11 protein-coding genes and 3 tRNA genes are annotated in these 18,550 nt (G+C 74.8%); 4 read left to right on the top strand and 10 right to left on the bottom strand.

Annotated elements, in window-relative coordinates; all coding sequences use genetic code 11:
* Positions 1-261: 261 nt before the first annotated feature.
* From ACOTKD_RS08070 to ACOTKD_RS08035, 8 genes are all read right to left on the bottom strand, one after another.
* Positions 262-1,764: an MFS transporter gene (locus ACOTKD_RS08070; RefSeq protein WP_424888174.1), complete on the bottom strand. Its 1,503-nt coding sequence runs from the start codon at positions 1,762-1,764 to the stop codon at positions 262-264.
* Between the two features lie 82 nt (positions 1,765-1,846).
* Positions 1,847-3,877 (bottom strand): glycosyltransferase family 39 protein, encoded by a 2,031-nt coding sequence (locus tag ACOTKD_RS08065; RefSeq protein WP_424888173.1) that lies wholly within the window; start codon positions 3,875-3,877, stop codon positions 1,847-1,849.
* Positions 3,874-5,181 carry a glycosyltransferase gene (locus ACOTKD_RS08060; protein WP_424888172.1) on the bottom strand — a complete coding sequence of 436 codons (1,308 nt, stop codon included), beginning with the start codon at positions 5,179-5,181 and terminating at the stop codon, positions 3,874-3,876. Before ACOTKD_RS08060 ends, ACOTKD_RS08065 begins: the two co-directional genes overlap by 4 nt.
* Before the next feature lie 127 nt (positions 5,182-5,308).
* Positions 5,309-6,892 (bottom strand): sensor histidine kinase, encoded by a 1,584-nt coding sequence (locus ACOTKD_RS08055; protein ID WP_424888171.1) that lies wholly within the window; start codon positions 6,890-6,892, stop codon positions 5,309-5,311.
* A complete protein-coding gene (locus ACOTKD_RS08050) occupies positions 6,889-7,656 on the bottom strand; it encodes a response regulator transcription factor (protein WP_424888170.1) in 768 nt (255 codons plus the stop codon). The genes ACOTKD_RS08055 and ACOTKD_RS08050 overlap by 4 nt, the downstream gene beginning before the upstream one ends.
* Positions 7,657-7,795: 139 nt before the next feature.
* Positions 7,796-7,869: transfer RNA gene (locus ACOTKD_RS08045), tRNA-Met, on the bottom strand.
* A gap of 29 nt (positions 7,870-7,898) precedes the next feature.
* Positions 7,899-7,971: transfer RNA gene (locus ACOTKD_RS08040), tRNA-Arg, on the bottom strand.
* 223 nt (positions 7,972-8,194) lie between these two features.
* A tRNA-Ser gene (locus ACOTKD_RS08035) sits at positions 8,195-8,285 on the bottom strand.
* Positions 8,286-8,501: 216 nt separating this feature from the next.
* Here ACOTKD_RS08035 and ACOTKD_RS08030 point away from each other — a divergent pair.
* Together ACOTKD_RS08030 and ACOTKD_RS08025 are read left to right on the top strand one after the other, a co-directional pair.
* Positions 8,502-8,996 carry an SSI family serine proteinase inhibitor gene (locus ACOTKD_RS08030; RefSeq protein WP_424888169.1) on the top strand — a complete coding sequence of 165 codons (495 nt, stop codon included), beginning with the start codon at positions 8,502-8,504 and terminating at the stop codon, positions 8,994-8,996.
* A 300-nt stretch (positions 8,997-9,296) separates the two neighbouring features.
* Positions 9,297-13,712 carry a PAS domain-containing protein gene (locus ACOTKD_RS08025; RefSeq protein ID WP_424888168.1) on the top strand — a complete coding sequence of 1,472 codons (4,416 nt, stop codon included), beginning with the start codon at positions 9,297-9,299 and terminating at the stop codon, positions 13,710-13,712.
* Positions 13,713-13,754: 42 nt separating this feature from the next.
* Here the strand turns inward: ACOTKD_RS08025 and ACOTKD_RS08020 are convergent, their stop codons facing one another.
* Positions 13,755-14,408: a TetR family transcriptional regulator gene (locus ACOTKD_RS08020; RefSeq protein WP_424888167.1), complete on the bottom strand. Its 654-nt coding sequence runs from the start codon at positions 14,406-14,408 to the stop codon at positions 13,755-13,757.
* A gap of 134 nt (positions 14,409-14,542) precedes the next feature.
* Here ACOTKD_RS08020 and ACOTKD_RS08015 point away from each other — a divergent pair, with 134 nt between their 5' ends.
* Positions 14,543-15,829, top strand: coding sequence for an MFS transporter (locus ACOTKD_RS08015; protein ID WP_424888166.1), 1,287 nt, complete (start codon positions 14,543-14,545; stop codon positions 15,827-15,829).
* A gap of 97 nt (positions 15,830-15,926) precedes the next feature.
* Here the strand turns inward: ACOTKD_RS08015 and ACOTKD_RS08010 are convergent, their stop codons facing one another.
* Positions 15,927-17,582: a long-chain fatty acid--CoA ligase gene (locus tag ACOTKD_RS08010; RefSeq protein WP_424888165.1), complete on the bottom strand. Its 1,656-nt coding sequence runs from the start codon at positions 17,580-17,582 to the stop codon at positions 15,927-15,929.
* Between the two features lie 436 nt (positions 17,583-18,018).
* Here ACOTKD_RS08010 and ACOTKD_RS08005 point away from each other — a divergent pair, with 436 nt between their 5' ends.
* On the top strand, positions 18,019-18,306 hold the full coding sequence (locus ACOTKD_RS08005) for a hypothetical protein (RefSeq protein ID WP_424888164.1): 288 nt from the start codon (positions 18,019-18,021) through the stop codon (positions 18,304-18,306).
* Positions 18,307-18,550 lie beyond the last annotated feature (244 nt).

Genomic DNA, 18,550 nt, shown 5'->3' with positions numbered 1-18,550 from the left:
CCGGAGCTCTGGGCAACCCCCGCTGCGGCGGACACGAAAGGCCCGCCACCACGGGCCCACCCTCACGGGGCGGACCGCCCGAACTCCCCCGCCGCGACGGCGACCAACCACACACCACGTGGTCGGCGGTGCCGAACCCACCTCAGGTCACTCCGGCACCGCCGGACCCCGCCGCAGAGGCGAAAGGCCGGGCCCACCCCCGTCGAGCCCCGCCCCCCGGGGGCCCCGGGGCCGCGCCCCGGAGCACCCCCGTTCCGCGGGCTACTCCGCCCGCTCCGCCCTCCGCAGGAGCACCGCCGCGGTGAGGCCGCCCGCCAGGACCGCCGCCGCGCCGACCAGCTGGCTGGTGTGCACGCCCGTGGCGAACGCGTCGGCGATCGCCGCGCGGTCCCCGTCCGTACGGGCGTCCGCCAGCGCCGCCGGCAGGGACCCCGCCCCCGCGGCCACCGCAGGGACCAGCGCCGCGAAGCGCGAGTTGAGGACGGCGCCCAGCACCGCGACGCCCAGCCCGTTGCCGCACTCCTGGAGCGTGCCGTTGACCCCGGCGCCGACACCCGCCTTCTCCGGCGGGATCGCGGACATGATCGCCGTGGCCATGGCGGGCATGGACAGGGCGATGCCGATGCCCATCAGCACGAGCCCGAAGAGCATCCCGCCGTACCCGTCGGCGCCCAGCACCGCGATCGCCGCGAGCCCCGCCGCGAGCAGCCCCATGCCGCCGGCGATGGCAACGGGCGTGCCGACCTTCGGCAGGAGCCGCGCCCCGACCCCGGTCAGGTTGAGGACGACGATGACGAGCGCCAGCGGCGACATCCGCAGACCGGTCTCCAGCGGGTCGTAGCCGAGGACGAGCTGCAGGTGCTGCGTGAGCAGGAAGAACGATCCGCCCATGCCGAAGGCGACGAGGATGGAGCCGGAGACCGCGCCCACGAAGCGCCGGTTGCGGAAGAACGACATGTCGAGCATCGGGTAGGGCGCCCGCCGCTCCCACACCGCGAACGCGGCCAGCACCACCACGCCCACGCCCGCGGAGGCCAGCACCCGCCCGGACGTCCAGCCGTGCTCCGGCCCGGAGATGATCGCGAAGGTGACCCCGGTCATGCCGATCGTGGACAGCAGCGCGCCGAGCAGGTCGGGCCGGTCACCGGCCGGGTTCTTGGACTCGGGCACCCACTTGAGGACGGCCAGCAGGCCGAGCAGCGCCACCGGCAGGTTGATCAGGAAGATCGAGCCCCACCAGAAGTGGTTGAGGAGCGCGCCGCCGATCAGCGGCCCGGCGGCGAAGCCGAGGGAGCCCACCGCGCCCCACAGCCCGATCGCCTTCGTCCGCTCGGCCTCGTCGAAGACCTGGACGACGACGGCGAGGGTCGTGGTCATCAGCAGCGCTCCGCCGATGCCCATGCCGGCCCGCGCGGCGATCAGCTGCCCGGTCGTCTCGGACAGGGCCCCGCCCAGCGAGCCGATCCCGAAGAGCGCGAGCCCTATGGCGAGCAGCTTCTTGCGTCCGTAGCGGTCGGCGGCGCTGCCCGCGGTGAGCAGCAGTCCGGCCTGGACCAGCGAGTACGCGTTGATCATCCACTGGACGTCGGACGTCGCGGCGCCCATCTCCTCGGTGAGGGAGGGGATGGCGACGGTGAGCACGGTGTTGTCGAGCAGCACGGTGAGCTGGGCGAGGCAGATCACGCCGAGCACCAGCCAGCGCGTGGGGTTGCGCTGCGGCAGCTCCTCCGCGGCGCTTGGCGATTCCTTGGTCGGCGCAGTCATGCGAGATCCCCCTTGTACGGTGTACGACTCCGTGATGTCGTACACCGTACAAGAGCTCCTCTACGCCGTACAAGGCTTTTTCCTACGCGCCCTCCACCGGCCGCGTCAGGTCGTAGAGCACCGCCCCGCCGGCCGTCACCTTCGTGAAGTGCGCCGCCACCCACGCCGCGATCCCGGACGAGACGGACTCCGTACCTCCGCGCCCGCCGCCGCGCGTCTCCCCGCCTTCCGAAGCGATGAAGTAGTGCACCTTCCCGGCCTTCACGTACGCCTCGAACTGCCGCAGCGTCGGCGACGGATCGCTCCCGTTGAAGCCGCCGACCGCCATCACCGGCACCTGGGTGGCGAGCTGGTAGCTCGCCGCGTTCTGCGAACCGACCGCGGCCGCCGCCCACCGGTACTCCGACGCGTCCTTCTTCACCGCGGCCGCGGCGGCGGCGCTCACGCGCTGACCGCCGAGGAGCCCGCCCATGCCGCCGCCGGCAGCACGCTCACCGCGCGGCGCCTTCCCCGGGAACCCGGCGGGACCGCCGGGACCACCAGGACCACCGGGACCACCAGGGCCGCCAGGTCCACCGGGCCCGCGCCCACCCGGCGCACCCCACGGCCCCCGGCCCCCGGGCGCACCCGCCGCCCCGCCGGGCTTCTGGTCCCGCCCCGCCGTCCGCATGCCGCCGCCGAAGCGCCCCGCGCCCTTCACCGCCGGCCCCGCCGTCACGATCGACCCGCCGTGCGGCGTCCGCACCGTGTTCAGCGTGTACGCCAGCGGCGCCGCGAGCGCGCTCGCCACGGACAGCACCACGGCGACCCGCGCGACAGGACCGCGCTTCGCGCCCAGCAGCGCGCACCCCGCCGCGACCCCGCCCAGCAGCACCGCCCACTTCAGCCACGGCAGCCACTGCGGAGTGCGGTCCAGCAGCACGTACGCCCAGCCGGCCGTCCCTGCCACGACCGCCGCCAGTACGGTGAACGCCCGCCGCTCCCACAGCAGTACGGCCCCCATGCCGGTCAGCGCCGCCACGTACGGAGCCAGCGCGATGTTGTAGTACTGGTGGAAGATCCCGGACATGAAGCTGAAGACCCCGAAGGTCATCAGCATCGCCCCGCCCCACGCCAGGAACGCCGCCCGCCGGATGTCCGTACGGGCCTCGCGCCGGGTCAGGAACAGCCCCGCCACCAGCAGCGCGAACGCCGCGGGCAGCAACCAGGCGATCTGCCCGCCCATGTCGGAGCCGAACAGCCGCAGGATGCCGGTCTCGCCCCAGCGGCCCCCGCCACCGGGACCGTGCCCGCCGCCGCCCACGCTCCCGGTCTCGTTGCCGTTGATGCGGCCGAGTCCGTTGTAGCCGAAGGTGAGTTCGAGGAAGCTGTTGTGCTGTGAGCCGCCGATGTACGGGCGCGAGCCCGCCGGCCACAGCTCGACCACGGCGACCCACCAGCCGCCGGAGACGACGGTCACCAGCCCGGCGAGCAGCAGCTGCCCCGCCCGCCGCAGCGGCCGGCCCGGCGCGCACACCGCGTACAGCACGGCGAGCGGCGGCAGGATCAGCCACGCCTGCAGCGTCTTGGTGAGGAACGCGAGTCCGAAGCAGAGCCCCGCCAGGAGCAGCCACGCCGTCCGGCCCGCCTCCAGCGCGCGCAGGACGCATGCCACGGCGCACACCATCAGCAGGCACAGCAGCGCGTCGGGGTTGTCGAAGCGGAACATCAGCGCGGCGACGGGCGTCAGCGCGAACACCGCGCCCGCGAGCAGCCCGGCCGCCTCGCCGGAGTACCGCCGCACCGTCGCGTACAGCACCCCCACCGCGGCCACGCCCATCAGCGCCTCGGGCACGAGGATCGCCCACGAGCCGAGCCCGAAGACCCGTACGGACAGGCCCATCGGCCACAGCGCCGCGGGCGGCTTGTCCACGGTGATCGCCCCGGCGGCGTCGGACGCGCCGAAGAAGAACGCCTTCCAGCTCGCGCCGCCCGCCTGTGCGGCGGCGGCGTAGAACTGGTTCGCGTAGCCGGACGCGCCCAGGTCCCAGAGGTAGAGCGCGGCGGTGACGGCGAGCAGCGCGACGGCCTTCCAGGAGGGGCGCCGCCACCGCAGCGGGAATGTCTTGGTCATCGAGCCTTCCTCAGTGTGCGGGCCCCGCACTCTGAGGCCCCCGCGTGATCGTCGGGCCGGGCCGCGTCCGGTACGTCCGGACGGGCCGGGAAGACCCACGCCCGCAGCAGCAGGAACCGCAGCACCGTCGCAGCCAGGTTGGCCGTGACGAGGACGGAGAGTTCCGCGCCGTGGGAGGGGGAGCCGCCCGCCGCGTGCAGCGCGGCGAGCGAACCGCTGGTCAGGGCCAGTCCGATGGCGAAGACCACGAGGCCCTGCGCCTGCTGCCGGACCGCGCGGTCCCGGCCCCGCACCCCGAAGGTCAGGCGCCGGTTGGCCGCGGTGTTGGCGAGGGCCGACAGCAGCAGCGCCGCCGCGTTCGCCGCCTGCGGGCCCGAGACCGTCCGCAGCAGCGAGTACAGCGCGAGGTAGAGGCCCGTGCTGAGCAGGCCCACGGCACAGAAGCCCAGCAGTTGCCGGGCCAGCCCCCGCGGCACCCCCGCCACGGCCCGGTCGCGCGGATCGTCGCCGAAGGGGCGGCGCAGCCGGTCCAGCGGCAGGGCCCCCGTGGCGAGCGCCCGCCCCACGCGCCACACGCCGCGCAGGTCCTCCGTCGCCGTGCGGACGATGTGCACGGAGCTGTCCGGGTCGTCGACCCAGTCCACCGGCACCTCGTGGATCCGCAGCCCCGCCCGCTCCGCCAGCACCAGCAGCTCGGTGTCGAAGAACCACCCCGAGTCCTCGACCAGCGGCAGCAGCCGCTCGGCGACGTCCTTGCGCACCGCCTTGAACCCGCACTGCGCGTCCGAGAACCGCGCCGCGAGCCCCGTCCGCAGCACGACGTTGTACGCGCGCGAGACGAACTCCCGCTTCGGGCCGCGCACGACCCGCGAACCGCCCGCGAGCCGCGTTCCTATGGCCAGGTCGGAGTGGCCGGAGACGAGCGGGGCGACCAGCGGCAGCAGGGCGTTGAGGCCGGTGGACAGGTCGACGTCCATATAGGCGAGCACGGGCGCCTCGGACATCGACCAGACGGTGCGCAGCGCCCGCCCGCGGCCCTTCTCCTCCAGCCGGACGGCGGTCACCTCGTCGAGGGAGTCGTCCAGCAGGGCGGAGACCTCGGGGGTGCGGTCGGTGCTCGCGTTGTCCGCGATCGTGATCCGGAACCCGTACGGGAAGGTGTCCGTGAGGTGCGCGTGCAGACGCCGCACGCACGTCTCCAGGTCGTCCTCCTCGTTGTACACGGGGATCACGACGTCGAGCACGGTCCCCTGCGGGGGCAGTGGCGTGCGGGCCGGGAGTGGTTGCCGAGTGGCCTCAGTCATGCGCCGACCCTCGCCGGGCCCGCTGTCGCGAACGTGTGGAAGCCCTGTGCGCAGCCTGTGAATGCCGAAACCGAGCCACCGGCCACCCGGCCACAACGCCCCTGGGGGGGAGGGGGCTTGCCCCCGATTACGGGAAGGGGCGGGCTGGGGGAATTCCCTCCGCCGCAACGGCACTCAGCCCCGGCGGCACATCCGGGGGTCCCCCCAGCGGTGGCCGGGGGAGGCGCCGAACCGGCAACTCCACCGTGAAAACGGTCCGCCCGGCCGCACTCTCGACGCCCACCCGGCCCCCATGCGCCGCAACAACCGCCCGCACGATCGCCAGCCCCAGCCCGGATCCCCCCGCCGCCCGGGACCGGGACGCGTCCCCCCGCGCGAACCGCTCGAACACATGCGGCAGCAACTCCGCGGGAACGCCCGGCCCGTCGTCCTCGACCGACACCACCGCCCACCCCTCGCGGGAGGCGGCCCGCGCCGTCACCGTCGTCCCCGCCGGCGTGTGCGTCCGCGCGTTGGCCAGCAGGTTGACGAGCACCTGGTGCAGCCGGGCCGCGTCGCCCCGTACGGTCACCGGCTCGGCCGGCAGGTCGATGCGCCAGACATGGTCCTGCCCGGCCGCCCGCGCGTCGCTCACGGCGTCGATCACGAGCGGAGAGAGGTCGAGGTCCGCGAACGTCTGCGGGCGGCCGGCGTCCAGCCGGGCGAGCAGCAGCAGGTCCTCCACCAGCCCGGTCATGCGGCGCGCCTCGGACTCGATGCGGCCGAGCGCGTGCCGCGTACGGGGCCCCGTCGGCTCGCCGGTGCCGCGCCGTGTGAGCTCGGCGTACCCCCGGATGGAGGCCAGCGGCGTGCGCAGCTCGTGGCTCGCGTCGGCGACGAACTGCCGCACCCGCATCTCACTTTCCTGACGCACCGTCAGCGCCGAACCCACGTGGCCCAGCATGCGGTTGAGCGCGGCACCGACCTGCCCCACCTCGGTCCGCGGATCGGCCTCCGCCTCGGGCACGCGCTCGTGCAGCGCCACCTCACCCTCGTGCAGGGGAAGTTCGGAGACCCGGGTCGCGGTCGCCGCCACCCGCCGCAGCGGCCCCAGCGCGATCCGTACGGTCGCGGCGGCGGCGATCCCGGCCGCCACGAGGCCGGCGGCGGTGACGCACACCTCGACCACGACCAGCGTGTCGAGGGTCTCCTGGACGCTCGCGGTGGGGATGCCGACCAGGTACGTCGCGCCGTCGGGCGCGGTGACGGACCGGGCGCGGTAGTCCCCGCGCCCGGGCAGGCCGACGTCGTGCGGCCGCCCGTCGCGGGGCAGCCGCGCGAGGGCGTCGCTCTGGGCGGCGGTCAGCGGCTCGCGCAGGGGCTCGCCGTCGCCCCACCAGGTGCGCGGGGACGTGCTGACGGCGGAGTCGGTGACCCGCCCGTCGGCACCGGTCAGCGCGCCGACGGTGCCGATGGGCTGGCCCCCGCCCTGGACGAAGCTCAGCGGGCCGCCGCGCCGCAGGTCCGGCGGGCGGGGCGCCGCGGCGCGGCGCACCACTTCCGCCAGTTGACCGTCGAGCTGCCCGTACAGGTAGCTGCGCAGCACGATGGCCGTGACCGTGCCGATCACCGCGCACACGACGGCGACCAGGACGACGGTGGACAGCACGAGCCGCGTGCGCAGCGATCGCGTGCGCGGCGGCCGCAGCCGGGCGGCCGGCGCCGGACTCACGCCGGCACGGCCGGCTTGATGAGGTAGCCGACGCCCCGCCGCGTGTGGATCATCGGCTCCCGCCCCGCGTCGATCTTCCGCCGCAGGTACGAGATGTAGAGCTCGACGACGTTGGCCTGCCCGCCGAAGTCGTACGACCAGACCCGGTCGAGGATCTGCGGCTTGCTGAGCACCCGGCGCGGGTTGCGCATGAGGAAGCGCAGCAGCTCGAACTCGGTGGCGGTGAGGTGGATGTCGGTGCCGCCGCGCGAGACCTCGTGGCTGTCCTCGTCCAGGACGAGGTCGCCCACGGTGAGGACGGAGCCGGGGCGCGGCGCGACGGCGCGGGCCCGGCGCAGCAGCCCGCGCAGCCGGGCGACGACCTCCTCCAGGCTGAACGGCTTGGTCACGTAGTCGTCGCCGCCGGCGGTGAGCCCGGCGATGCGGTCCTCGACGGAGTCCTTGGCGGTGAGGAAGAGCACCGGGACGTCGGGGCGTTCGCGGCGCAGCCGGCCCAGCACGGTCAGCCCGTCCAGGTCGGGCAGCATCATGTCCAGGACGACGGCGTCCGGCCCGAAGTCCCGCGCGACCCGTAGGGCCTCGGCGCCGTCCGCCGCGGACCGCACGTCCCAGCCCTCGTAGCGCAGGGCGAGGCGGAGCAGCTCGGCGAGCGACGCCTCGTCGTCCACGACGAGAATTTTGATTCGGCTGCCCGGGCCGCCGTCGTCGCGCAGGAGGGGGGCCGGGGCGGCGGGGGCTGGCGGGAGGGAGAGGTCGGCCGTCATGGGGACGAGGGTGCGAGCGCCGCGTGAGAGGGACCTTTCGGCTCCCTGTGATTCTCCTGAGAATCGCGCCGGACCCGCAGGGGAACCCTCCGGATACGCCGCAGGCCCGGTACCTGAGGTACCGGGCCTGCGGTCTTAGTAGCGGGGACAGGATTTGAACCTGCGACCTCTGGGTTATGAGCCCAGCGAGCTACCGAGCTGCTCCACCCCGCGACGGTCGGGAGTCCGAAGACTTCCGGCTGTGCGCTCGGCAGGATTCGAACCTGCAACCTCTTGATCCGTAGTCAAGTGCTCTATCCGTTAAGCTACGAGCGCTCGGCTTCCCGGCGTTTTCTTGCCGGTCGGCGTTGCGTGGACAACATTACATGAACTCCGCCGCGACGCGAAATCCATTCCCCGCACCCACTCCGACCTGCGAAAACGCCCCTCGGAGCGGCTCCGGGGACCGCCCGGGAGGACCCTCGCCCGGCAACGCGGAAGCGCCCGGCAACGCGGAAGCCCCGGCCGTCTCGGGGACGACCGGGGCTTGCCGGTGGTGCGGAGGCGGAGGGATTTGAACCCTCGATGGGCTTTAAGGCCCAAACCGCATTAGCAGTGCGGCGCCATAGACCGGACTAGGCGACGCCTCCAGCCCACCCGCGCATGCACGGGTGGTGCGATGCAGATGATGACACAGTCTCCTGGCCGCTCACCAATCGCACCCCTACGGTACCGGGCTTTCACCGGGCGGGGCAAAGACGTTTTCCGGAGCGCAACGCGTTGCCGCCCGGCGCGTTAGAAGGGTGAAGGGATCGGCCGGGCCCCGCACGCCCCCGGTCCGCCTCGCCTGCTCCCGGGAGTCCCGCATGCTGCTCCGCCGTATCGCCCTCGCCGCCGCCCTGGCCCCGGCGGCCCTGCTCGCCGTCCCCGCCGCCTCGGCCGCCCCGGCAGCCGGGCTCCCCATGCCCCCCGCGAACCCCGAGGGCCTCGACCACCTCACCGTGACCATCAGCGACAACGGCAGATTCGACGGCAGCGGGTCCTCCTCTTCCACCCATTCCGTCTCCACCTACTACCTCTACTGCCATCCGGACGGCGGCACCCACCCGCGCGCCCGGGAGGCCTGCCGCCAGATCGACGGCCAGACCACCTGGGGCAAGGACCCTTTCGCGCCCGTGCCCGACGGCACCGTCTGCACGATGATCTACGGCGGCCCGCAGCGCGCCCGGGTCACCGGCCACTGGGCCGGCCGCCCCGTGCGGGCGGAGTTCAAGCGGACGAACGGCTGCGAGATCGAGCGCTGGGAGAAGTTCTCCCGCCTGCTCGGCACCCCGCAGAAAGGCTGGCCGGGGATTCGCTGACCGCCGCCCGGAGGTCCGTCGGCACAACGGCCGGGAGGGCCGCGGGCACGGCCGCGGACACGCCCGCCGGCACCTTGCCTGCCGACCGCAATGTCAACCACAAGGTCTGACACATAAGACATGTCGGGCCTGCGGCAGACGCCCCACGGCGCCCGTACGATGCGCCTCGCCGCACGCCTCGTCCGCCGCCGCGCCCGCCCCGGCAGCCCGTAGACTGCGCTCCAGTGACACGCCAGGGCGCGGCGGCCAGCCCGCCCGGCGCGGTCTGCAAGGTGCGGTAACCAGGGAGGAAGCGTCGTCGTGAGCAGCAGGCCATCCCGAGGCGCTGCTCGCCTCGCAGCCATACTCGACGCCCTCCCCGACGCCCTGTTGCTCGTCAACTGCAACGGCACGGTCGTCAACGCCAACCACATAGCTCTGGAGACCTTCGAGGTCCCCGGCACGGGCCTGGTCGGCCGCGGACTGCTCTCCCTGCTGCCCGACTTCGACTCCCGGCGCATCCCCGGCTCGATCCGCCCCCCGGACGACGCCCGCACCAAGCCGACGCGCATGATCGCCCGGCGCACGGACGGTTCGCAGTTCCCCGTCGAGGTGACGAGCGCGAACCTGGAGGACGGCCGCACCCCGTACGCCGACCACCAGCCCTACACCGGCGACGAGCTCCTCATGATCGTCGTCCGCGACCTGACCGGCACGCTCGACACCGAGGCCGAACTCGCCCGGCAGCAGCGGCAGACCGAGATGATCCTGCGCGCCGCCGCGGAGGGCGTCGTCGGCGTCGACACCGCCGGCAAGATCGTTCTGCTCAACCCCTCCGCCGCGCAGATCCTCGGCTACCGCGCCAGCGACCTCGGCGGGAAGGAACTGCACCCGCTGATCCACCACTCCCGGCCGGACGGCACGCCGTTCCCGTACGAGGAGTCCCCGATCGCCGACACGCTGCGCTCGGGGCGCAAGCACCGGGTGCGCGGGCAGGTGCTGTGGGCCAAGGACGGCCGGGCCGTCCCGGTCGACCTCACGACGGCGCCCGTGCGCGACGGCGACCAGCTCGTCGGCGCGGTGATGACCTTCACCGACCGCCGCTCGTACGACGCGCTCGCCGCGCGCCACGCGCAGCTGCAGGCCGTCCTGAAGGAGTCGCTGCGCGGCCCCCTGGAGCAACTGCGCGCCGAGCTCGGCACCCTGGCCGCCGACCCGGCCGGCCAGCTGTGGCCCGAGGCCAACCAGATCCTGCACCACCTCTCCGCCGGCTACGCCCGGATGACCACCCTCGTCGACAACGTCCTCGCCTACCAGCAGCTGGACGCCGGCGACGCCAAGCTGGAGCGCGGGACGGCCGCGCTCGACGAGGTCGTGGCCGCGGGCGTCGACGGCGCGGTCGAGCTGATCGGGCCCGGGCGGGCGCAGTTCGCGGTGCACGCGCCGGCGATCGAGGCCGAGGTCGACGCGGAGCGGTTCGCGCAGGCGCTGGCGCACCTGATCGCGGACGTCGCGGGCGTCGACGCCACCGGCAACGCCCCGGCGGGCGGCGCGCCGTCCGGCGACTCCACGATCGTCGTGGCGGCGGCGCAGCGCGGCGAGGTCGTACGGATCGAGGTGCGGGGGCCCTACGCGGGCGGCGACCCCGTCCACGGGCCGATCGTGCGCGGCATCGTGCGGGCGCACGGCGGGGTGCTGCAGACCCACGACGTGCCGGGCGCGGCGGGCGGCAGCGCGTACGTCCTGGAGGTGCCCGTCTCCGCGAAGGGCGGGCCGGTGAGCCCCGCCGCCACGGAGCGGCGGTCCGCCACGGACACGATGAACGCCACGACCGTCATGCCGGTGCCGTCCCAGCGGGCGCGCGGCACGGCGGAGACTCCTGAGACCCCTGAGGCTTCTGCCGCTGCGGCCGGTGCGAACGGTGCGGCCGGCTCGACCGGTAGCGACGCTCCGGCTGCCGCCGGTGGCGGGACGCAGGGCGGCGGACGGCGGGCGCGCCGCGCGGCGGACGGCGACGCGCAGGGCGACGGCCCCGCGGCCGTCCAGCAGCCCGCCCAGCCTCCGCAGAACGACGACACGCCGCCCACGGGGCGGCGGCGCGCCAAGCCGCGCACGGGCGAGGAGCCGGCGCCGTCCGACGGCGAGGGCGCTCCCGGGTCGCGCTCCAACCGCCACGGGCGGGGCGGCGCGGCCGGCGGCGACGGTGACGCGAGCGGGCTCGTACCGCCGCAGGCACAGAGCGCGCCGGCCGGGCCCACGGGGCGGCGTGCGCGCCGCGAGCAGCCGCAGGAGGCGGAGGCGCCGAGGACGGCGTTCGCCCTGCCGCCCGCCGAGGCCGACCGCACCCCGGAGTCCGCCGCGGCGGCCGCCCCGACGGGCCGCCGCGCCCGGCGGGCCCTCACGGAGTCGCCGGAGCGCCCGATCCCCGGCCAGGCCACGGAGGAGCCCGCGGTGCCGCGGACGGCGTTCGCGCTGCCGCCGGCGGAGGCGGACCGCCCGCAGGCGGCCGGCGCCCTGCCCGGCGCCCCCCGCAAGCCCGCGGACGACGAGCCCCAGGCGGGCCCCGGCGCCCCGCACCCCGAACGGGGCGACGCGGGCCGGTTCGCGGGCCCGGCGCAGAACGGTCGCGCCGGCACGGCCCCCTTCTCTGGCTCCCTCGGCGCCGAAGCCGAACGGCCCGGCCCGGCGGCGCTCCAGGGCCGGGGCGGCCCTGCGCCCGCAGGCGCGGAGACCGGCCACCCGGGCCAGGGCGGCGGCACCTCGGCGTTCCTCGGGCAGGACACCCCGGCAACCACCGGCGCGGCAGCGCCCTTCCCCGGACAGGGCAACGGCCCCGCCCCCGCGAGCCCCGCGGCGCCTTTCCCGGCCCAGGGCGGTCCCACGCCCGCAGGCCCTGGAAACGGCCACCCGGTCCAGGGCGGCGGCACCTCCGCCTTCCTCGGACAGGACACCCCGGCAACCACCGGCGCGGCAGCGCCTTTCCCCGGACCGGGCAACAGCCCCACGCCCATGAGCCCCCCGGCCCCATTCCCGGGCCGAAGCGGCCCCGCGGGCACAGACCACAACCACCCCGGCCAGGGCGGCGGCACCTCCGCGTTCCTCGGGCAGGACACCCCGGCAACCACCGGCGGGACAGCGCCTTTCCCCGGACCGGGCAACGGCCCCGCCCCCGCGGGCGCAGGGAACAACCGCCCCGAGCCCGCGCAGGGCCCCGGCGCGGGCGACGCCCGGCGTGGGGCAGCAGCAGGGCCTTTCCCCGGGCCGGGCAACGGTCCCGCGCCTGCGGCCCCCGCGGGCGCAGACCACGGCCGCCCCGGCCAGGGCGGCGGCACCTCCGCCTTCCTCGGACAGGGCGCACCGGCGACCGCCGGAACCGCGGCGGCTCCCGTGCCGGTCCCCGGCCGGGGCGGCCCCGCGGTCGCCGGTGCGCATCCGGGTCCCGAGGGGCCCGCACCCGCCGGCCCGAACGGCCCCGTACCCGTACCCGCAGCCGCTCCTGACGGCGCCCCGGCGCCCCGCCCGGAGCCGGGCGCCGCAGCCGCCGCGGGCGTCACCGCCGAGCAGCCCGCCGCAGGCGCCCCCGCGCCGACGGGCCGCCGCCGGGCGCGGCGTCCGCTCGCCGAGGAGCCGGGCGCGGCAGCCGCGGCCCAGGGCGGTTCGGACACTTCCGGGCGGCCGATCAGCGTGCGCGCGCTGGGTCAGGCCCCGCAGTTCGCCCAGGCGCCCGGCCAGGAGCCGGTGCCCGGCAGTGGTTCGGGCCGTCGCCGGCGGCTCGGCAACCCGGCCGAGGGCGAGCGCACCCCGCAGCCGGAGCAGGAGCAGGCACCGCGTGCCGCCGCCGCGGCCGCCCCGGCGGCGCCGCAGCGTCCGCCGCTGCTCGACGCCCAGGAGGGGCGGGCGTTCGCCATAGGAGCACCGGACGAGGGTTCGGAGGGGCCGGAGCCCCTCGATGGCCCCAACGGCGCGGTCGAGGTGATGAACGCGCCGCGCCGCCCGATGGACGACGAGCTGCCGCCCGAGCCGCTCGACAACCCGCGCCGGCTCCTCGTGTGGCCGGCCCCGGACCCGTCCACGGAGGCGGCGCTGACCGAGCGCGGCTACCGTCCGGTGCTCGTGCGCTCGCGCGAGGAGGTCGACGCGCAGACCGCGGCCTACCCGGCGGCGCTGTTCGTGGACCCGCTGACCGGCCCGATCACCCGCACCGCGCTGCAGTCGCTGCGCGAGGCGGCCGTCGCGGCCGAGGTGCCCGTACTGGTGACGGCCGGGCTGGGGCAGGCGACGCGGGACGCGGCCTACGGGGCGGACCCCGCGGTGCTGCTGAAGGCGCTGGCGCCGCGCGACAGCGAGATGCACCCGCCGCGCGTGCTGCTGATCGAGGAGCACGCGCCGGTCGCGGAGGCGCTGACGGCGACGCTGGAGCGGCGCGGCATGCAGGTGGCGCGGGCGGCGACGGACGCGGAGGCGGTGTCGCTGGCGACGCAGCTGCCCCCGAACCTGGTCGTGATGGACCTGATGCAGGTGCGGCGCCGCCGCGCGGGCATCGTCGACTGGCTCCGTGGCAACGGCCTGCTCAAGCGCACGCCGCTGGTCGTCTACACCTCGGCCGGGATCGTCGACCCGACGCAGTTCTCGCGGCTGGCCACGGGGGAGACGGTGCTGTTCCTGGCGGAGCGGTCGACCAGCGCGGAGGTGCAGGGCCGGATCGTGGACCTGCTGTCGAAGGTCGGAACGGACTGAGCCGGCCGGCGGGGGACCGGGCGCACCGGGCCCCGCTCTGGCTCACCGGTCGCCTGACGGCTCCCGCCCGCCGGCCCGGTCCGTGGCCCCGCCCGGGCCGGGTGCCCGCTCCCCCGCCGGCCGGGTGATCCGCCCCGCGGCCGTCCGCACGGACTCCCGCAGCCCGGCCAGGTCGTCCTCGTCCCCGCCGACGAGCAGGCGGCGGAACTGGGGGACGGCCGTGGCCCAGCCGGCCAGCGCGCTGATCATGAAGAGCAGGTGCCGCGGCGGCAGCTCCCGGTCGACGCGCCCCTTCTCCTGGGCGGCGGCGAAGGCCTCGGCCTTGTCGTCGTAGCGGGCGCGCCGCTCCGCCTCGTGCGGAATCTCCCCGTTCCCGTACTCCAGGCCCTCCCACAGGAGCAGTCGCACCAGCTCGGGGTGGGCCCGGTGGTACTCCATGAGGCGGTCGACGTAGCAGTCGGGGTCGTCCGCGTCGACGGGCACGGCGGAGGCGAGCTGCAGCAGCGCCTGCTGGAGGACCTGGGAGAACAGCTCGGCCTTGTCGCCGAAGTAGGCGTAGATGAGCTGCTTGTTCGCCTTCGCCTCGCGGGCGATGCGGTCGACGCGCGCACCGGCGATGCCGTGGGCGGCGAACTCGGCGGTGGCCGCGGCGAAGATGCGCGCCTTGGTGGCCTCGGGATCCCTCACTGCTGCCATGCACCCAGCGTAACCAACTATTCGGTTGACAGCACGTTCCGTTTCACGTGAAACTTATAACCAACCAGTTGGTTACAGCCGCGGCCACCACCGCACCGCTTCGCTCCGCACGGCTCCAGGGGGACCCACCACTCATGCCGACACCCACGTCCGCATCCACAGCGCCCGCACCCGCGCCCGTAGGCACGCTGGACACGCCCTCAGGCGCGCCCCTGGGCACGGCCGCCCCCGCAGGCGCGACGGCACCCGCGCCGGCCCGCACCGGCAACACGGTCCTCCTCGCCGTCATCTCCCTCTGCACGGCCGTCACGGCCGCGAACATCTACCTCGCGGCCCCGCTCCTCGGCCTCATCGCCCGCGACTTCGGCGTCGCCCCCTCCGCGGCGGGCTGGATCGCCTCCGTCGCCCAGCTCGGTTACGCCATCGGCCTGCTGGTCTTCGCCCCGCTCGGCGACACCGCCGACCGCCGCCGGCTCGTGGCCGTGCTGTCGGCCCTGGCCGGCGTGGCCCTCGTCGCGGCGACGCTCGCGCCCGGCCTGCCCGCGCTGGCCGCTGCCGTCCTGGTGGCCTGCGCCGCGACGGTCGTCCCGCAGCTGCTCGTGCCGCTCGTCGCCGAGCGGGCGCCCGCCGAGCGGCGCGGCCGGCACGTGGCCGCGGTGGTGGCCGGGCTGTTCACCGGCATCGTCGCGGCCCGCGTCCTCGGCTCGCTCGCCGGTCAGGCCTACGGCTGGCGCGCCGTCTTCCTCGGCTCCGCCGCGCTGACCGTCGCCGTCGGCCTGCTGACCGCCGTGATCCTGCCGGCCGAGACCCGCCCGCGCCGCGCCTCCCGGCCGCTCAAGGCCATCGCCGCGCTGCCGGGCCTGCTGCGCGCCTCCGCCGACCTGCGGGCGGCGTGCCTGCGCCAGGGCGGCCTGTTCGGCGCCTGGAGCTCCCTCTGGACGACGCTCGCCCTGCTGCTCACCGCGGACGAACCGTTCCACCTGTCCACCGCGTCCGCCGGCCTCTTCGGCCTGTTCGGCCTCGTCTCGACCGCCGTCGCGCCCGTGTCGGGCACGCTGATCGACCGCTTCGGCGCGCCCCGGGTCGTCACCGCGGCGTACGCGCTCGCGGTCGTCTCGCTGCCGCTGTTCTGGCTGGGCGGGCACCAGCTGTGGGCGCTGTGCGCGGGGGCCGTGTTCATCCACGCCGGCCTGATGGCCGGTCAGGTCGCCAACCAGACCCGCGCACTGGCCTCGACCGGCACGCCCGCGGTGGCCAACACGGCCTACGTCGTCACGGCGTTCATCGGCGGCGCGAGCGCATCCGCGATCGCGGGCCCCGCGTACGCCCACTGGGGCTGGAACGGCGTGTGCGCCATCGCGGCCGCGGCGATCGCCATCGGCTGGGCGGGCGGCGCGGCGGTGGCGCGCAAGGGCCGCTGAGACGTGTAAGACCGCTGGCAGGGACGCCGGCAAGAGCCGCTGCACGAGCCGTTGACCCACGGGGCGGCCTCCGGATGCCGGAGGCCGCCCCGCTCCGCTACCCGAGGACGGTGACCTCCAGCTCCCCGTCCGCGTACTGCTTGCGCAGCACCTTCTTGTCGAACTTGCCCACCGACGTCTTCGGCACGGTCACGACCGACGCCCAGCGCTCGGGCAGCTGCCAGCGGGCCACCCGCTCGCCGAGGAACGCCCGCAGGGCGATGTAGTCCGCGCTCTTGCCGTCCTTGAGGACGACCGTGGCGAGGGGGCGCTCGCCCCACTTCTCGTCGGGGACGGCCACGACGGCCGCCTCGGCGACGTCCGGGTGGGCCATCAGGTGGTTCTCCAGCTCGACGGAGGAGATCCACTCACCACCGGACTTGATCACGTCCTTGGCGCGGTCGGTGAGGGTGAGGAAGCCGTCGGCGGTGATCGTGCCGACGTCGCCCGTGCGCAGCCAGCCGTCCGGGCTGAACTTGTCCTCGGGCCGGACCGGCTCGCCGGCCGCGCCGCCGTAGTACGCGCCCGCGATCCACGGCCCGCGCACCTCCAGCTCGCCGGCCGACTTGCCGTCCCACGGCAGGAGCTCCCCGCCGGGACCGGCCAGCCGGGCCTCCACGGAGGAGGGCAGCCGGCCCTGGGTGACGCGGTAGGGCCACTCCTCCTCCTCGCTCAGACCGGCCGGCGGGTAGGCCACCGAACCCAGCGGCGAGGTCTCCGTCATCCCCCAGGCCTGCACGATCCGCACGCCGTGGCGCTCGTGGAAGCCCCGCATCATCGCGGGCGGCGCGGCAGAGCCGCCGCTGATGACCGTGCGCAGCGAGGACAGGTCCCGCGGCCGGGCGTCGAGCTCGGCGAGCAGGCCGGCCCAGATGGTGGGGACGCCGGCGGAGACCGTGGGCCGCTCGGAGGCGATCATTTCGGCGAGCGGGGCGGGCTGCAGGAAGCGGTCGGGCATCAGCAGGGACGTGCCGGCCATGAAGGCGGCGTGCGGCAGGCCCCAGGCGTTGACGTGGAACATCGGCACGACGGGCAGGCAGGTGTCGGCGGGCGTCAGGCCGAACGCCGAGGCCGCGTTGACCTCCATCGCGTGGAGGTAGACCGAACGGTGGCTGTAGAGCACGCCCTTGGGCTCGCCGGTGGTGCCGGAGGTGTAGCAGAGGGCGGCGGCCTGCCGCTCGTCGAGCTGCGGCCAGTCGAAGCCCGAGACGGGGCGGCCGGCGAGCAGCTCCTCGTACTCGTGCACGCGGGGCCGGCAGCCCTCCAGCACGGAGCGGTCGCCCGGGCCCGAGACGATCACGTGCTCGACGGAGGGGAGGTGCGGCAGGAGCGGCGCGAGCAGCGGCAGCAGCGAGCCGTTGACGAGGACCACGCGGTCCGCGGCGTGGTTGACGATGAAGACGAGCTGCTCGACGGGCAGCCGCAGGTTCAGCGTGTGCAGGACGGCGCCCATGGAGGGGATCGCGAGATACGCCTCCAGGTGGTCGCTGTTGTTCCACATGAGGGTCGCGATGCGCTGGTCACCGGTCACCCCGAGCTCGTCGCGCAGCGCGTGGGCCAGCTGGACGGACCGCTCGGCGACCTCCCGGAAGCTGCGCCGCAGTGGCTCACCGTCCCCGGTCCAGGTGGTCACCGTGGCGCCGCCGTGCACGAGCGCGCCATGGGCGAGGATGCGCGTGACTGTGAGCGGTACGTCCTGCATCGTGCTCTGCACCGGGGTCCTCCCGAAGACCTGGTACGGCGGGTGTCGTCCGCTGATTGTGCTGGGGTATCTCGCGGTAAGTCACTACCCCGGGCATGCGGGGACGACGTGATCGGGACAACGCGGGGCGGCCGCGGCACGGCTTCCCGCATTCCGGCGAACGCAGAATCCCTGCCGAGCGATTAGTCGCATTTCCTGCTCATACGCACTGCAGCGTCAACAGCGGGACGCTCACCAACGAGTGAGTTCATCGATGAACCGAAGAGCGGAAAACCTCCCGGCAGAGGCGCGAAAAACGGCCCGTGAGGCCCTGCGGAAACCCCGTCAACGACGCCGGAAACGACCTCGGTACGACGGGGGGCCACCGCTGTTTCGGCCATAGCCTGAACGCCCCGCGGCCTCTTCGAAAACTCGCGGGGAATCCGAACCCCCAACACAGGAGATTGACATGACCACGAACGATGGCCCCCCTGCTGGGGGGCCGGGTGCCACCGTCGCGCGCACCCGGGAGCCAAGGCGCCTGCCCGACGGCGCGGGCCTCGACAAGGCGGTGACAAAGCTCGCCGCCACCGTCGCCTTCGTCTCGCTGATCCACGGACCCAGGATGGAGCCCCGTGCGGCGGGCCTGCTGACCCTGGAGATCATCGCCGGCATTTGCCTGATCCACTCCGCCGGTTCCGCCATGCGGAACAGCGGAACGAAGGTCAAGCAATTGCTGAGCGCAATCACCAGCTAGCCGCCCTCCCTATTGATCATATCTTCGTTGCCTCTGTTCGAGCCGGGCATCCGGTCCGGCTCGAACGGAGGTACGTCCATGCGCACATATGAAGTCGCAACTATGGAGTATCCCGCCGAGTGAACGACATGGTGGCAGTAAAAGCAGCGGCGCGCGAGCAAGTAGCCACCCGTTCGAGGGATGCGGGCCGGCCTTCGCCACCCTTCGCCACCCCGCGCCATGCTGCGCCATGCCCCTGGCCCGT

This window comes from Streptomyces sp. XH2 (assembly GCF_049725035.1).
Classification (GTDB): domain Bacteria; phylum Actinomycetota; class Actinomycetes; order Streptomycetales; family Streptomycetaceae; genus Streptomyces; species Streptomyces roseoverticillatus.
This window is presented reverse-complemented; position numbering and strand designations above follow the sequence as displayed.

Coding starts and splice junctions, on each gene's coding strand:
- ACOTKD_RS08020 (WP_424888167.1), bottom strand. CDS start 14,408: ATGGCAGCAGTGAGGGATCCCGAGGCCACCAAGGCGCGCATCTTCGCC.
- ACOTKD_RS08030 (WP_424888169.1), top strand. CDS start 8,502: ATGCTGCTCCGCCGTATCGCCCTCGCCGCCGCCCTGGCCCCGGCGGCC.
- ACOTKD_RS08050 (WP_424888170.1), bottom strand. CDS start 7,656: ATGACGGCCGACCTCTCCCTCCCGCCAGCCCCCGCCGCCCCGGCCCCC.
- ACOTKD_RS08015 (WP_424888166.1), top strand. CDS start 14,543: ATGCCGACACCCACGTCCGCATCCACAGCGCCCGCACCCGCGCCCGTA.
- ACOTKD_RS08065 (WP_424888173.1), bottom strand. CDS start 3,877: ATGACCAAGACATTCCCGCTGCGGTGGCGGCGCCCCTCCTGGAAGGCC.
- ACOTKD_RS08070 (WP_424888174.1), bottom strand. CDS start 1,764: ATGACTGCGCCGACCAAGGAATCGCCAAGCGCCGCGGAGGAGCTGCCG.
- ACOTKD_RS08060 (WP_424888172.1), bottom strand. CDS start 5,181: ATGACTGAGGCCACTCGGCAACCACTCCCGGCCCGCACGCCACTGCCC.
- ACOTKD_RS08005 (WP_424888164.1), top strand. CDS start 18,019: ATGACCACGAACGATGGCCCCCCTGCTGGGGGGCCGGGTGCCACCGTC.